Consider the following 15,856-nt stretch of genomic DNA (forward strand, 5'->3'; position numbering starts at 1 on the left):
GGTACTAGTCCTTCGCGGGACTGGTTTGGGGAGCCTGCTTCGAGGGCATGCGACCCAGGAAGACGGCGGCGCCGCCGGCGAGGAGGTTCAGCACCAGAAGTACCCAGCCGGCAACGGTGAGGAACGAAGCCAGAGCGACCTGCCCGGCGTCGAGAGTGGGATCGGCCACCATCGCGTCAATGGCGACGTTGCCCCACAGCCGGGCCACTACGAACAGCAGCGGCAGTGACCACAGCGCCCAGCGGAGCGCCTTCCGGGCCACATTCGTGCCGATCAGGAGCAGCCACGTGAAGCCAAAAACCAGCGGGAACAGCGTGCCGGCCGTCTTGTGGAGGTAGTTGAGCTGCCCGCGGGCGTCGCCGTCCAAGGCCCGGCGCAGTTGTTCAGCGAAACCCTGGTCAAAGCCGCCGACTTGTGAATCGGGCATGGGCAGGCCGCCGGACAGCTGGGTGAGCTGGTTCAGCGTGAGCAGGTGGAGGTACCAGAACAGGAACAGGCTGGCCACCACGCCAGCGATGATGATCACGTTGCTGTTGTTCTGCGCCTTTTCCGGCGTCCGGGCCGTGGTGGGGTTTATTACCGGCGGCAGGTGGTGCTGGGGAACCGCGGCCTTTGCGCCGTGCTTCTTGATCCGCTGTGCAGGTGTCTTGGCCATGGGTCCATTATCGCCCCCCCGTCCGCCCGGGAGACGGTGACCCGTGAACGCTGGGCTGGCGCCCTGGCCGGTCGCCTGTTCACTGCCGGTGGACGATAGGCTGGGGACCGTGACGGAACTTGGAAGACACAAACTGGGCAAACACAGCGCGGCCAACCTGAGCCCCGCCCTCGACGACTTTGAGCTGGCGTCCGCGCTGGTCCGTGAAGCAGGAATGCTGGCGCTGATGATGCGGCAGGGCGGCCTTGACTCCCAGCGCAAGACCTCGGTTTCCGACATCGTCACTGCAGCGGACCATGCCGCCGAGGCCTATGTGCTGGAACAGCTGCAGCGCTGCCGGCCCGACGACGGCGTCCTCGGCGAGGAAGGTGCAGCCGTCCGCGGAAGCAGCGGCCGCACCTGGGTGATCGATCCCGTGGACGGAACCTACAACTTCATGAACGGTTCCAGCTACTGGTGCTCCGCGATTGCCCTCAAAAACGAGTCCGACGTGCTGCTCGGGGCCATCTTCCAGCCCGAAGAGGACAAGCTATGGCTCGGCGGCCCGGGCCGTGCATCCACGCTCAACGGCGATCCGCTCACGACGTTCCAGACAAACGGGATCGACCGCAGCGCCGCCCCGCTCTCTGACATCGGTGCCGCCACCTACATCCACCCACGCTGGCTGGCCGACCCCATGTGCGCCATGCCCTGGCACGCCGCCGCCACTTCCGCCGCCACGCTGCGCATGCTCGGTTCGGGATCGTGCGACCTGGGGCGCGTGGCCGACGGTGAGCTTGGCTGCTGGTTCCAGCACAGCTGCCCCGAGTGGGACTGGCTTCCGGGGAAAGCGATCGTGCTCGCCGCCGGCGGCGCCGTGGGAACAACCTACGTGAATGGCCTGGAATGGTTCATGGCAGGAGGCGCGACGGCGGTTCACCAGTTGCGTGCGGCCCTCGAGTCAGGCTCCGTGGACTAGCCTTTTTGTACGTGGTGGTCCCGATTTTCGGGGCCGCGTCCTGCGTCATCCACAGGGCGGAATCCAGTGTCGGCCCCACCGCCTAGACTTGTAGTCACCATGGATATGTTGTTTGACCCGTACGCTGACGGACCCTTCAAGGCAGGCGCCCAGGCAGCCGCCCTTACCAAGTCGCGCCCTGAATCAGGGCTGACGCCGGCTGGATTCGGCGGGCCAGGACCTGTCCCGCCGGGAGCTGTCCCCGCGGGCCCCGCCTCGGGGGAACCCGGTCCGCGGGAAGCAGCCGGGGCCGCACCCGGTGATCGGGAACGGCCCCGGCTGCCCGACGCCGGCGCCCTGCTGGAGGGTCTGAACCCGCAGCAGGAAGAGGCCGTCAAGCACGCCGGCAGCGCGCTGCTGATTGTGGCGGGCGCGGGCTCGGGCAAGACCCGCGTGCTCAGTAACCGGATCGCCTACCTGATTGCCACGAAGCGTGCCCACCACGGCGAGATTCTGGCCATCACGTTCACCAACAAGGCCGCCGCCGAGATGCGGGAACGCATCGAAGCCCTCGTGGGCGGCCGGGCCAAGACCATGTGGATCTCCACGTTCCACTCGTCCTGCGTGCGGATCCTGCGCCGCGAGGCCGCCAATGTGGGACTGAAATCCAACTTCTCCATCTACGACTCCGCCGATTCGCTCAGGCTCATCACGCTCGTTGCCAAGAACCTGGACCTCGATCCCAAAAAGTTTGCGCCCAAAGCCATCCAGCACAAGATCTCGGCGCTCAAAAACGAGCTGATCGACGCCGATTCGTACGCATCCGCGGCAAACTACAACGATCCGTTTGAACAGGCCGTGGCCGAAGTCTTCAAGGGCTACACCCAGCGGCTGCGCCAGGCCAACGCCATGGACTTCGACGACCTCATTGCCGAGACCGTCTACATGTTCCGTGCCTTCCCGGCGCTGGCCGATTCCTACCGCCGGCGGTTCCGGCACGTCCTCGTTGACGAATACCAGGACACCAACCATGCGCAGTACGCCCTGGTCCGCGAAATCGTGGGCGAAGGCGAGGGGGCCGCGGAACTCACTGTCGTCGGCGACTCCGACCAGTCCATCTACGCGTTCCGCGGTGCCGATATCCGCAACATCGTGGAGTTCGAGAACGACTACCCGGACGCCCGCACCATCAAGCTCGAACAGAACTACCGCTCCACCCAGAACATCCTGAGCGCGGCGAATTCCGTCATTTCGCGGAACCCCAACCGCCCCGAGAAGAGACTGTGGACCGCCGAGGGCGAAGGCCACAAGATCATCGGCTATGTGGGGGAGAACGAGCACGACGAAGCCCAGTTCATCGCCAAGGAGATTGACCGCCTGCAGGACGAGGACAACCTCCGTCCCGGGGATGTCGCCATCTTCTACCGCACCAACGCACAGTCGCGTTCCATAGAGGACGTCCTGGTCCGGGTGGGCCTGCCGTACAAGGTGGTCGGCGGCACCCGGTTCTACGAGCGCAAGGAAATCAAGGACGCCCTCGCCTACCTGCGTGTGCTGGTCAACCCGGACGACGACGTCAACCTGCGCCGCGTTCTCAACGAACCCAAGCGCGGGATTGGCGACCGTGCCGAAGGGGCTGTGGCGGCCCTGGCCGAACGGGAACGGACCTCCTTCATGGCCGCAGCCCGCCGCGCCGAGCAGGCACCCGGGATGGCCACCCGCTCGGTCAACGCCGTGCTGGGCTTCGTGAAGCTCCTCGACGACCTCGCCGAGGTCGCTGCAGGCTCCGGTGCAGCCGCTGCGCTCGAAGCGGTGCTGGAACAGACCGGCTACCTCGCCGGGCTCCGTTCCAGCACGGATCCGCAGGACGAATCCCGGGTGGAAAACCTGGCGGAACTGGTCGCCGTCGTGCGTGAATACGAACAGGACAACCCCGACGGTTCCCTGGCCGCCTTCCTGGAGCAGGTCTCCCTTGTGGCCGACGCCGACCAGATTCCGGACGCCCCGGGAGCCGACATCGATGCCGCGGTGGCCGAGGCCAAGCGCCTCGGCGTCGTTACCCTCATGACGCTGCACACGGCCAAGGGCCTCGAGTTCCCCGTGGTGTTCCTGACCGGAATGGAGCACGGACTGTTCCCGCATCAGCGCTCCGCCACCGACCCCAAGGAACTGGCCGAAGAACGCCGGCTGGCCTATGTCGGCCTGACACGGGCGCGGAAGCGGCTCTACGTCACCCGGTCCGAGGTGCGCAGCATGTGGGGCCAGAGCCAGTACAACCCGGCAAGCCAGTTCCTCGAGGAAATCCCCTCCGAACTGGTGGAGTGGAAGCGCGAGGGCATCAGCAGGCAGGCCGGCGGTTGGGGGAGCGGGGCATCCATCGGCTCCAGCCGCTACGGCGGTTCCTTCTGGGGCGCGGGGACAGCCCGCGGCGCCAAGGCCGACGCATCGGCGGGCTTCAATGCAGACATTCCCGCCGCCATCGCGAAGAACCGCGTGCAGCCGCAGAAAGAGATTGTCGCCGTCAGCGTGGGAGACAAGGTCAATCACACCAGCTTTGGCAACGGGACTGTGCTGGCGCTGGAAGGTGCGGGGGACAAGACAGTGGCGAAAGTGAAGTTCGACGTCGGCGAGAAACGGCTGCTGCTGCGCTACGCGCCGCTGACCAAGCTCGACGCCTGACCATGGCGGTTCGCCCTGCCGTGCCCGTTCGCCCTGCCGAGCCTCTCCGCCTGGCTTTGACGCTGGCGGCGTTCGGCCTGCTGGCTGCCACAGGCTGTTCCGTCACTGTACCGGATCCCGAATACACGCCGCCGCCACCCCTGCCGGCCCTCGAACAGCTCAAGCAGGCCCCGCTGTCCGATGCCGCCGGGTTCGCCGCAGAGGAGGACGTGCTGGCATTCGTCACGGCTGACCGGAACGTGGTGTGCGCCCTGACGTCAGCGCGCGGGGGGCATGTGAACCTGCCGTACGAGCTGAACAATTTCAGTGACCCGGCCAACAGGAAACTGGACACGGTTCCCGTGGCGCACTGCGAGCTGGCGGTGTATCCGCAGCCCGAAGCCGCGGATATCAGGGACAACTGCGCCGGAACAGGGCTGGGCTATCTTGGCGGGGTGGCCCTGCTCACGCCTGCCCGGGCCAGTTACGGCGAATGCCGGTCCGGCGTCACCGGCATGGAAGCCGAATATGGGCCCCGAGGCAGCCGGGACGGCCGGATTGCCCGGTTGCCCGTCCTGCCCGACGGCGGAAACCTCGAACGCAACGGTCTGAGGTGCTCCGCCTACAATGACGGCGTGGCCTGCGGCAACGTCTCCGGGGGCGTTGCGTTCTTCGTCAGCCGCAATCATTACGAACTCGTCGCGGAGGGTACGAAAAAGGCCTCCACTGCACCGACCAGGGCCTCAAAATCCCCGTAATCATGCGGTTTTTCTACGCCGCATAGAATAGTGTCCTTACTCACATAACAGGTAGTCTGGAACGGGCTCGTCCGCATTAAGGACTAGAGTTCCGAAAGGAGCATTGCGCCGTGTGGCTCGTTTCCGGACCTGCCGCAGGGAGCGTTTATTCCGCAGCCCGGTCCACATCTGTGGTGTTTTCCGGCTGTACAGAAACTACTTCGACGTAGAAGGACACTAAACCGTGGACCTGTTTGAATATCAGGCGCGCGATATGTTCGAGGCGCACGGTGTACCCGTGCTTGCTGGCATCGTGGCGCATTCCCCTGAAGAAGCAAAGGCAGCTGCCGAGAAGATCGGCGGCGTAACTGTCGTCAAGGCGCAGGTTAAGGTTGGTGGCCGCGGCAAGGCCGGCGGCGTCAAGGTTGCCAAGTCCGCCGATGAGGCGCTTGAGCACTCCACCAACATCCTTGGCATGGACATCAAGGGCCACACCGTTAACAAGGTGATGATCGCCCAGGGTGCAGATATTGCCGAGGAATACTACTTCTCCGTCCTCCTGGACCGGGCCAACCGCAACTACCTTGCCATGTGTTCGGTTGAAGGCGGCATGGAAATTGAGCAGCTCGCCGTCGAACGCCCCGAGGCCCTGGCCAAGGTTGCCATCGACCCCGCCGTGGGCATCGACCAGGCCAAGGCCGAAGAAATTGTCGCCGCAGCCGGCTTCGCTGAGGAGCTGCGCGGCAAAGTCGCCGCCGTCATCCTCAAGCTCTGGGACGTCTTCAAGAAGGAAGACGCCACCCTCGTGGAGGTCAACCCGCTGGTCAAGACCGGCGCCGGAGAGATCGTTGCCCTCGACGGCAAGGTGACCCTGGACGAGAACGCCGACTTCCGCCACGCCAAGCACGCTCTCCTGGAAGACAAGGACGCCGCGGACCCGCTCGAGGCCAAGGCAAAGGCTCAGGACCTCAACTACGTCAAGCTCGACGGCGAAGTTGGCATCATCGGCAACGGTGCAGGCCTTGTCATGTCCACCCTGGACGTCGTTGCGTACGCCGGTGAGAACCACGGCAACGTCAAGCCCGCCAACTTCCTGGACATCGGCGGCGGAGCCTCCGCCGAGGTTATGGCCGCAGGCCTGGACGTCATTCTGGGCGACGAGCAGGTCAAGTCCGTGTTCGTGAACGTCTTCGGCGGCATCACCGCGTGTGACGCCGTAGCAAAGGGCATCGTTGGCGCACTGGCCGAACTTGGCCACTCCGCCAACAAGCCGCTGGTTGTCCGCCTCGACGGCAACAACGTTGAAGAAGGCCGCCGCATCCTGGCTGAGGCCAACCACCCGCTGGTTACCCTGGCCGCCACCATGGACGAGGGCGCCGACAAGGCCGCCGAGCTCGCCAACGCAGCCCGCTGATCGAGCCTGTCGAGATCTAGGAAAGAAAACATGTCTATTTATCTGAACAAGGACTCCAAGGTCATCGTCCAGGGCATCACCGGCGGCGAAGGCACCAAGCACACCGCCCTCATGCTCAAGGCCGGCACCAACGTTGTTGGCGGCGTCAATGCCCGCAAGGCCGGCACCACCGTCCTGCACGGCGAGAACGAAATCACTGTCTTCGGCACCGTCAAGGAAGCCATGGCAGAGACCGGCGCGGACGTTTCCATCGTCTTCGTACCGCCGGCCTTCACCAAGAACGCCGTTGTTGAAGCCATCGAGGCAGGCATCGGCCTGGTCGTTGTCATCACCGAAGGCGTTCCGGTCCAGGACTCCGCCGAGTTCTGGGCGCTGGCGCAGTCCAAGGTGGACGCCGACGGCAACCAGGTCACCCGGATCATCGGACCGAACTGCCCCGGCATCATCACCCCGGGTGAGGCCCTGGTCGGCATCACCCCGGCGAACATCACCGGCAAGGGCCCCATCGGCCTGGTTTCCAAGTCCGGCACCCTGACCTACCAGATGATGTACGAGCTGCGCGACCTTGGGTTCTCCACCGCCATCGGCATCGGCGGCGACCCCGTCATCGGCACCACGCACATCGATGCCCTGGCCGCCTTCGAAGCTGACCCGGAGACCAAGGCGATCGTCATGATCGGCGAAATCGGCGGCGACGCTGAGGAGCGCGCTGCGGACTTCATCAAGGCCAACGTCACCAAGCCGGTTGTCGGCTACGTGGCAGGCTTCACCGCGCCCGAAGGCAAGACCATGGGCCACGCAGGCGCCATCGTCTCCGGCTCCGCCGGTACTGCCCAGGCCAAGAAGGAAGCCCTCGAGGCTGCCGGGGTCAAGGTCGGCAAGACGCCGTCCGAGACCGCAAAGCTGCTGCGCGAAGTTTACGCAGCACTCTAACGTCCGCTAAAGCAACGCGGGGTCACTCCCGGCCCGATCCATTCGTAGATTGGGCCGGGAGTGACCCCGCGTTGCTGCTTTTTAACCCTTGCACCGGGTCTAACAGGGGTTTATTGTGGTTAACAACCAAGAGGTTGATAAACCTTGAGGTTGATTACCTTCAGGAGATATTTCCAGGTCAGATATTTCCAGAACGAATTCGGTACAGATCCAAGGGCGGTAACAGTGGACATCGGGGATGACGACGACCTTCTCGACTTGGCCTTCATGGCCCTGTCCGATCCGGTCCGGCGCCGTCTCATCTCCCGGCTGAGCCGGGGCCCTGCCACCGTCAATGAACTGGCCGAACCCTTCGAGATCTCCAAGCAGGCGGTGTCGAAGCATATCCAGGTCCTCGAGCAGGCACAGTTGGTCACCCGCAGCCGCGATGCCCAGCGCCGGCCCGTTCACCTGAACCCCGCACGGCTCGAAGCGCTCACCGCGTGGATTGACCAGTATCGGCTGGTCCGCGAGGCGCAGTTCCGAGGGCTTGATGCCGTGCTCCACTCCAACGCCGCCCACGGCGGCAGCAGTCAAAAGGACAGAAAATGAGCAACGCGCTTAAACTCACCGTTCCTGACGGCGTCCCGTTCATCGATTGGGAGCGGGAGTTCGATTTCCCCGTCGCTGATGTCTTCCGCGCCCACAGAGAGCCGGAACTCATCTCCCAGTGGCTGGGCCCCCGCGGCACCAACGTGGACATTGACCACTATGACTTCCGCTCCGGCGGAAGCTACCTGTACAACCACACGGGACCGGACGGCGTCGCCTACGCATTCAATGGCATCTTCCACACCGTCCGTGAGAACGACTTTGCCATCCAGACGTTTGAATTCAGCGGCTATCCCGACGTCGTGAGCATCGAATTCATGAACTTCGAGGACCTCGGCGATGGCCGCTGCCGGATCAGGGGCCATTCGGTCTATCCCACCCAGGAAGCCCGGGACGGCATGGCCCAGTCCGGCATGGAGGGCGGCATGAGCGACGGCTACGAACGGCTCGAGGAACTGCTCGCCAAGTAACTCCGTTCCCTGCACGGACCCCATAATGACGACGCCGGGCGGTCACCTTATCGGAAAAGGTGACCGCCCGGCGTCGTCATTACCCCATGTGCCTTCTCACCGCACGGCGTCGCCGGCCAATGACCTTCAGCCAGCCTGTCGTGATCGGTGCGACTTTGATAGTATGTGAGGACAAACTATCAAAGGAGAGCCTTTTGCCACTCGTTCGCATCGATGTCAATGCCGGTCGCACGCCCGCCGAACTGCAGCAGCTCAGCCGCGGCATTCACGACGCCATCCGGGCGGAATATGGGATACCCCAGCACGACTATTTCCATATCCTGACTGAGCACCCGGCCGGCCAGATCGTGGCCCAGGATGCAGGCCTGGGTTTTGAACGCACCAACGAGATCGTCATGATCCAGATCTTCACGCAGGGCGGCCGCAGCCAGGACGCCAAGCAATCCCTGTTTGCTGCCGTTGCGGCCAAGCTCGGTGAGCTCGGGATTGCCGGCGAGAACGTCTTCATCGGCTATGTGGAGAATACCGCCAGTGACTGGTCCTTCGGTTTTGGCCGCGCCCAGTACGTCACGGGGGAACTTGCGGTCCCCAGGAAGTAGCCTCCCGGCCGGCGCTAAACGCAGGCGTGATGGCTGTTCGTTGGAGCGGTCTAATTACTACCGCAACCGTCTAAATGCAAGTTGTAAATATGTCAGTACAAACCTTTGACAGGACATTGAATCTAGGGCAAAGTAGGTGATGTGGCCCCGCTCACGGGGACCGCAAATGCACCGGAGCCCCGGCTGTTCGGCTGCTTAGGTACCGAGTTTAAACAGAAAGGTCCGCGATTACCGTGACCCACGAACTGCTCACGATCGGGCGCATCAGCGTTGATATCTACCCGAACGATATTGGGGTGGACCTGGAGGACGTGACGTCCTTCGGCAAGTACCTTGGTGGCTCCCCGTCCAACGTTGCCGTTGCCGCCGCCCGCCACGGCCGCCGGAGCGGCGTGATCACGCGAACTGGCGATGACGCTTTCGGCAAATACCTGCACCGCGAACTGCGCAAGTTCACCGTGGACGATAGCTTCGTCACGGCGGTGAAGGAATGGCCCACGGCGGTCACGTTCTGTGCCATTAAGCCGCCGGAGGACTTCCCGCTCTACTTCTACGGACGTTTCCCCACGGCCCCGGACCTGCAGATCAAAGCCGAAGAGCTGGACCTGGGCGCCATCCGGGACGCGCGGGTCTTCTGGTCCACCGTCACCGGCCTGTGCCAGGAGCCCAGCCGCGAGGCACACCTTAAGGCCCATGAGGCGCGGCCCCGTGCCGAGCTAAAAGACGGCCAGTACACCATCCTGGACCTCGACTACCGGCCGATGTTCTGGGCTTCCGAGGAAGAAGCCCGGGCCGAGGTAGCCAAGGTCCTGCCGCACGTCACCGTGGCGATCGGCAATGACAAGGAATGCGCCATGGCTGTCGGCGAAGGTACACCGGATGAACAGGCAGACCGGCTGCTGGCCGCGGGCGTTGAAATCGCCGTGGTAAAGCTCGGTCCCGACGGCGTGATGGCCAAGACCCGCACCCAGCGGGTTGTCTCGGCTCCCGTGCCGGTAGAAACCGTCAACGGACTCGGCGCCGGAGATTCCTTCGGCGGCGCGTTCTGCCACGGACTGCTCTCGGGCTGGCCGCTGGCCCAGGTCCTGGATTACGCCAACGCGGCAGGGGCCATTGTTGCCTCCCGGCTGTCCTGTGCCGATGCCATGCCGACCCCCGAGGAAGTGACGTCCCTGCTCGCCGAGCGAGGCCGCCCGGTTCCCGGACAGCATGATCCCGTCGAACTCGCCCCCGAAGGAGCCGCACTGTGAGCCGGACTCCCAGCACTTTTGACGACGATCCCCGCCGCTATGAGCATCTCAGCATCACCAGGCTGGAAGACCCTGAGGCCATTGCCCGGGCAGCCAAGGCCCGCCGCCGGCACCCCGGCCTCAAGTATGGCGAGCAGAACTTCATCGTTGCGGCCGACCACCCGGCCCGCGGCGCCTTGGCCGTCGGCGCCGACCCCGTGGCCATGGCGGATCGCCGCCAGTTGCTGGACCGGCTGCAGATCGCGCTGGCCAATCCCGACGTCGACGGCGTGCTCGCCTCACCGGACATCATGGACGATCTGCTGTTGCTCGGTGCGCTGGAAGGCAAGCTCGTGTTCGGTTCCATGAACCGGGGCGGCCTCGCCGGGCTGGTCAACGAATTCGATGACCGCTTCACCGGACACACCGCCGCGGCGCTGGAAGCGCTGGGCGCGGACGGTGGCAAGATGCTGACCCGTATCTGCCTTGGCGACCCGGACACCGTCTCGCTGCTCGAGGCAACGGCCAAGGCCATCGATTCACTCGCCGAGCGCAGACTCATCGCCATGGTGGAACCGTTCCTTTCGGTCCGCGAAAACGGCCGCGTCCGCAACGACCTCTCCACAGACGCGGTGATCAAGTCCATCGCCATCGCCGAGGGGCTAGGCTCCACCAGCGCCTACACCTGGATGAAACTGCCGGTGGTGGCTGACATGGAACGCGTCATGGCCGCGACCACCATGCCCACGGTGCTCCTCGGCGGGGATCCGGACAGCACCCAGGACGAGGTGTTCGCCAGCTGGGAGGCCGCGCTGGCCTTGCCAAACGTCCAGGGCCTGACCGTCGGCCGCACGCTGCTCTACCCGCAGGACGGAGACGTGGCCGGCGCCGTGGCCACCGCCGCCTCGTTGCTGCGGCACACGAGTCCCCGTCTCAGCCCCGCCACTGTGGGCGCATCAGCAGAAGGATCGGAGTAACGTCCCATGGGAACGAGAACTGCAACAGCTACCCGCCGAATGACGGTGGCGCAGGCCGTCGTCGAGTACCTTTCGAAGCAGTACACCGTCGACACGATCGGCGGCACGGACTACCGCGAGCGGCTCATTCCGGGCACGTTCGGCATCTTCGGCCATGGCAATGTTGCCGGTGTGGGCCAGGCCCTGAAGCAGTACCAGCAGCTCGATCCGCGGATCATGCCCTATTATCAGGGCCGGAACGAGCAGGCCCAGGTGCATCAAGCTGTGGGCTACGCCCGGCATACCCGCCGCCGCCAGACCTTCGCGATCAGCACCTCGATCGGCCCCGGTTCCTCCAACCTGCTTACCGGCGCGGCCCTGGCCACCACCAACCGGCTGCCGGTGCTGCTGCTGCCCAGCGATACGTTCGCGACCCGTGCCGCGGACCCGGTGCTGCAGCAGCTGGAGCAGCCCTACGCGTACGATCTCACCGTTAACGACGCGTTCCGTCCGCTGTCGAAGTTCTTTGACCGGGTCTCCCGGCCGGAGCAGCTGTTCTCCGCGCTCCACCACGGGTTGCGCGTCCTGACGGATCCGGCCGAAACGGGCGCGGTGACCATTTCGCTGCCGCAGGACGTCCAGGCCGAGGCGTTCGACGTGCCCGGGGAATTCCTGGCCGAGCGCGAGTGGCGGATCCGCCGCCCCGATGCGGACAACGAGGACATCCGCCGCGCCGCGGACGCCATCCGCGCCGCGAAGCGCCCGCTGATCATCGCCGGCGGCGGCGTGCTGTACGCCTACGCGAACGATGAACTCGCCAGGTTCGTGGAACTCACCGGCATACCGGTGGGCAACACCCAGGCCGGCGTCGGCGTGCTGCCATGGGACCACCAGTTCTCCCTCGGGGCCATCGGCTCCACGGGCACGACGGCGGCCAACGCCATCGCCGCGGAAGCGGACCTGATCATCGGGATCGGCACCCGCTATGAGGACTTCACCACAGCGTCCCGGACCGCGTTCCAGAACCCGGACGTGAAGTTCATCAACATCAACGTCGCCCCGATCGACGCCTACAAGCACGGCACCACCCTGCCGATCGTCGCGGACGCCCGCAAGGCCCTGCTCAAGCTGAACCAGGCCCTCGGCGGCTACCGCATCGGCGCGGACCTGGAACAGAAGATTGAGGCGGAGAAGAATCGCTGGGACGCCACGGTTGATGAGGCCTTCGACACCCGCAACACCCCGCTGCCGGCGCAGAACGAGATCATCGGCGCGACCAGCCGCGCCATGGACGCCCAGGACGTCGTGATCTGTGCCGCCGGCTCGCTGCCGGGCGACCTGCACAAGATGTGGCGGGTCCGCGACCCGTTCGGCTACCACGTGGAATACGCCTACTCCTGCATGGGCTATGAAATCCCCGGCGGGCTCGGCGTCAAGCGCGCAGCGCTGGCGGAGGCCGCAGCGGGCGGGGCCCAGCGCGACGTCGTCGTGATGGTGGGGGACGGCTCCTACCTGATGATGCACACCGAGCTGGTCACTGCCGTCGCCGAACGGATCAAGCTGATCGTGGTCCTGATCCAGAACCACGGCTACGCCTCCATCGGCTCGCTCTCCGAATCGCTCGGCTCCCAGCGCTTCGGCACCCAGTACCGCGCCCTGGACGAAGAGCAGCACAGCTTCGACGAAGGCGAGACGCTGCCGGTGGATCTGGCCCTGAACGCTGAAAGCCTCGGCGTGAAGGTGATCCGGATCGAGCCGGGGGAGAAGGTCATCGCCGAACTTGAGCAGGCCATCCGCGACGCGAAGGCCGCACCGGAACGCGGCGGGCCCATCCTGATCCACGTGGAGTCCGACCCGCTGCTGGATGCCCCGAGCTCTGAATCCTGGTGGGACGTTCCCGTCTCCCAGGTCTCCGAGCTCGAATCCACAAAAGAGGCCTTCCAGACCTATATCGACCACAAATCCCGCCAGCGCAAGCTGCTCGGCTGAATTCACGCCACCACCGTCCCCGAGACAACCTCAAGGAAGAGTCCCCATGACGACCACCACTTCGGACACCACCATCATCAACCACTTCATTAATGGCGCCGAGACTGCCGGCGAAGGCAGCCGCACCCAGCCCGTCTTCAACCCTGCCACCGGCGCTGTCACGGGCGAGCTGCGGCTGGCCAACCGCGCCGACCTGGACACCGCGGTCGCCGCAGCCCGCGCCGCGGCGGACAGCTGGGGCGACATCTCGCTGGCCAAGCGCACCGCGGTGCTGTTCAAGTTCCGCGAACTCGTCGCCTCCCATGTCGACGAACTGGCAGAGCTGATCACCGCCGAGCACGGCAAGGTCCTCTCGGACGCCAAGGGCGAGATCGGCCGCGGGCTGGAGGTCATCGAGTTCGCCTGCGGCATCCCGCAGCTGCTCAAGGGCGACTACTCCGACCAGGTCTCCACCGGCATCGACGTCTTTTCCTTCCGCGAGCCGCTCGGCGTCGTGGCGGGCATCACGCCGTTCAACTTCCCGGTCATGGTGCCGCTGTGGATGGCACCGATGGCCATCGCCACCGGCAACGCCTTCATCCTCAAGCCCTCCGAGCGCGACCCCTCCGCCTCGATGCTGCTGGCCAAGCTCTGGAAGCAGGCCGGCCTGCCCGACGGCGTCTTCCAGGTCCTGCACGGTGACAAGGAAACCGTCGACGGCCTGCTGACCCACCCGGATGTGGACGGCATCTCCTTCGTCGGCTCCACCCCGATCGCCAAGTACGTCCACGAGACCGCCACCGCCCACGGCAAGCGTGTCCAAGCCCTGGGCGGAGCGAAGAACCACGCCATCGTCCTGCCCGACGCCGACCTCGACAACGCGGCAGACCACCTCGCCGCCGCGGCCTTCGGCTCCGCCGGGGAACGCTGCATGGCCATCTCGGTCGCCGTCGCCGTCGGAGACGCCGCCGAACTGCTGGTCAAGAAAGTCGAAGAGCGCGCCCTCGCCGTCAAGGTCGACAATGGCACCGCCCCCGGCGCCGAAATGGGCCCGGTCATCACCCCAGCGTCCAAGGAACGCATCGTGCGGATCGTCACCGAAGCCGAACAGGCAGGCGCCGCCATGGTCGTGGACGGCCGCGACCTCGTGGTCCCCGGCCACGAAGACGGCTTCTGGGTCGGTCCCACGGTCCTTGACCACGTCAAGACCGAGATGACCGCCTACACAGAGGAAATCTTCGGACCCGTCCTCGTCGTCGTCCGCGTGAACGACCTGGACGCGGGCATCAAACTCATCAACTCCAACCCCTACGGCAACGGCACAGCCATCTTCACCTCCTCCGGCGCCTCCGCCCGCAAGTTCCAGCGCTCCGTCACCGTCGGCATGGTCGGCATCAACGTACCGCTGCCCGTCCCCGTGGCCTACCACTCGTTCGGCGGCTGGAAGGCCTCGCTCTTCGGCGACAAGCACATCTACGGCCCCGAAGGCGTCTCCTTCTACACCCGCGGCAAGGTCGTCACGTCACGCTGGCCTGAGCCGACCCACGCCTCCGGCGCCTCCTACAACTTCCCCTCACATGCCGACGACTCTCACACCGTGCGCCACGACGGCATCGCGGAGGGCCTGCCCGACGAAGTCCTGGAAGGACAGGACACCGTTCCCGGACGCGCCGACGACGACACAGAAGGCCGCGGGCGGCGAGACTGAGCCCCGTTCCCACGGACTCCAACATCGGCCAGTGCAAGTCGACAAGAGAAAAGACAAAGCTGTCATGACTGAAGTAGAAAACAAGCTGATCATCGGCACCGCACCGGACTCCTGGGGCGTGTGGTTCGCGGACGACCCGAAGCAGACCCCTTGGGAGCGCTTCCTCGACGAGGTGGCGGAAGCCGGCTATAAGTGGATCGAGCTGGGCCCGTACGGCTACCTGCCCACCGACCCGGCACGCCTGGCCGAAGAGCTCAAGCAGCGTGACCTGAAGGTCACCGCCGGCACCGTGTTCACCGCTTTCCACCGTGGCGTGGACCAGTGGGAAACGGCCTGGGAGCCGGCACGCAAGGTCGCCGAGCTTACGGCTGCAATGGGCGGCGAGCACATTGTGGTCATTCCCGCGATGTGGCGTGACGACGTCACCGGCGAAGCTGTGGAGAGCGGCCAGCTCAGCGAGAAGGCCTGGAGTGACCTGTTTACCGGCCACAACCGCCTTGGCAAGACGCTGCTGGAGGACTTCGGCCTGAAGCAGCAGTTCCACTCCCACGCCGACTCGCACGTCGGCGCGCAGGAGGACATTGAAACCCTGCTGGCGGCCACGGATCCCAAGTACCTGAACCTGTGCCTGGACACCGGCCACGCAGAATACTGCGGCGCGTCCAGCCTTGAGCTCATCAAGAATTATCCGGACCGGATCGGCTACCTGCACCTGAAGCAGATCAACCCGGACATCCTGAAGAAAGTCAACGAGGAAAACATGACCTGGGCTGCGGCAAACCTGGCCGGTGTCATGACGGAGCCGCCCAACGGGCTGCCGGACCTGCGGGCCGTCATCGAAGCCGTCGAAGGCCTGAACCGACCGATCTTTGGCATCGTTGAGCAGGACATGTACCCCGTGGCCTTCGACGTCCCGATGCCGATCGCCAAGCGCACCCGAAACTATCTGCTCTCCTGCGGCTCCCGTACCGCGGTCAGCTAGCCACCCTCCAGCGAGACCC

Annotated in this window: 13 protein-coding genes and 1 pseudogene; 13 read left to right on the plus strand and 1 reads right to left on the minus strand. The window is 65.2% G+C overall.

The features are described from left to right. Positions 1 to 4: 4 nt before the first annotated feature. Positions 5 to 655: a hypothetical protein gene (locus J7E80_RS08305; protein WP_215050997.1), complete on the minus strand. Its 651-nt coding sequence runs from the start codon at positions 653 to 655 to the stop codon at positions 5 to 7. 109 nt (positions 656 to 764) lie between these two features. Here J7E80_RS08305 and J7E80_RS08310 point away from each other — a divergent pair, with 109 nt between their 5' ends. The 13 genes and pseudogenes from J7E80_RS08310 to J7E80_RS08370 all read left to right on the plus strand — a co-directional run bounded on the left by J7E80_RS08310 (position 765) and on the right by J7E80_RS08370 (position 15,837). Further along, positions 765 to 1,613 carry an inositol monophosphatase family protein gene (locus tag J7E80_RS08310; protein ID WP_215050998.1) on the plus strand — a complete coding sequence of 283 codons (849 nt, stop codon included), beginning with the start codon at positions 765 to 767 and terminating at the stop codon, positions 1,611 to 1,613. A 99-nt stretch (positions 1,614 to 1,712) separates the two neighbouring features. Further along, on the plus strand, positions 1,713 to 4,271 hold the full coding sequence (pcrA, locus tag J7E80_RS08315; protein ID WP_215050999.1) for a DNA helicase PcrA: 2,559 nt from the start codon (positions 1,713 to 1,715) through the stop codon (positions 4,269 to 4,271). Between the two features lie 20 nt (positions 4,272 to 4,291). Then, positions 4,292 to 5,008 (plus strand): hypothetical protein, encoded by a 717-nt coding sequence (locus tag J7E80_RS08320; protein WP_311380787.1) that lies wholly within the window; start codon positions 4,292 to 4,294, stop codon positions 5,006 to 5,008. A 223-nt stretch (positions 5,009 to 5,231) separates the two neighbouring features. Continuing rightward, on the plus strand, positions 5,232 to 6,401 hold the full coding sequence (gene sucC / locus J7E80_RS08325; protein WP_215051001.1) for an ADP-forming succinate--CoA ligase subunit beta: 1,170 nt from the start codon (positions 5,232 to 5,234) through the stop codon (positions 6,399 to 6,401). A 30-nt stretch (positions 6,402 to 6,431) separates the two neighbouring features. Beyond that, positions 6,432 to 7,334 carry a succinate--CoA ligase subunit alpha gene (gene sucD / locus J7E80_RS08330; RefSeq protein ID WP_104140481.1) on the plus strand — a complete coding sequence of 301 codons (903 nt, stop codon included), beginning with the start codon at positions 6,432 to 6,434 and terminating at the stop codon, positions 7,332 to 7,334. A gap of 267 nt (positions 7,335 to 7,601) precedes the next feature. Then, complete coding sequence (locus tag J7E80_RS08335) at positions 7,602 to 7,925, plus strand: helix-turn-helix transcriptional regulator (protein ID WP_205653447.1); 324 nt, start codon at positions 7,602 to 7,604, stop codon at positions 7,923 to 7,925. After that, complete coding sequence (locus J7E80_RS08340; RefSeq protein ID WP_215051002.1) at positions 7,922 to 8,395, plus strand: SRPBCC family protein; 474 nt, start codon at positions 7,922 to 7,924, stop codon at positions 8,393 to 8,395. The genes J7E80_RS08335 and J7E80_RS08340 overlap by 4 nt, the downstream gene beginning before the upstream one ends. Before the next feature lie 194 nt (positions 8,396 to 8,589). Then, a complete protein-coding gene (locus J7E80_RS08345) occupies positions 8,590 to 8,994 on the plus strand; it encodes a tautomerase family protein (protein WP_215051003.1) in 405 nt (134 codons plus the stop codon). 233 nt (positions 8,995 to 9,227) lie between these two features. Beyond that, positions 9,228 to 10,244 (plus strand): 5-dehydro-2-deoxygluconokinase, encoded by a 1,017-nt coding sequence (gene iolC, locus J7E80_RS08350; protein WP_215051004.1) that lies wholly within the window; start codon positions 9,228 to 9,230, stop codon positions 10,242 to 10,244. After that, a complete protein-coding gene (locus J7E80_RS08355) occupies positions 10,241 to 11,200 on the plus strand; it encodes a deoxyribose-phosphate aldolase (protein WP_215051005.1) in 960 nt (319 codons plus the stop codon). The genes iolC and J7E80_RS08355 overlap by 4 nt, the downstream gene beginning before the upstream one ends. Positions 11,201 to 11,239: 39 nt before the next feature. Then, on the plus strand, positions 11,240 to 13,168 hold the full coding sequence (gene iolD, locus J7E80_RS08360; protein ID WP_215051066.1) for a 3D-(3,5/4)-trihydroxycyclohexane-1,2-dione acylhydrolase (decyclizing): 1,929 nt from the start codon (positions 11,240 to 11,242) through the stop codon (positions 13,166 to 13,168). 46 nt (positions 13,169 to 13,214) lie between these two features. Next, positions 13,215 to 14,726: pseudogene (locus J7E80_RS08365) on the plus strand (CoA-acylating methylmalonate-semialdehyde dehydrogenase); the annotation flags it as partial. A gap of 193 nt (positions 14,727 to 14,919) precedes the next feature. Further along, positions 14,920 to 15,837 (plus strand): sugar phosphate isomerase/epimerase, encoded by a 918-nt coding sequence (locus tag J7E80_RS08370; protein ID WP_215051006.1) that lies wholly within the window; start codon positions 14,920 to 14,922, stop codon positions 15,835 to 15,837. Positions 15,838 to 15,856 lie beyond the last annotated feature (19 nt).

It is taken from the genome of Arthrobacter sp. ISL-28, assembly GCF_018613875.1.
GTDB lineage: Bacteria > Actinomycetota > Actinomycetes > Actinomycetales > Micrococcaceae > Arthrobacter.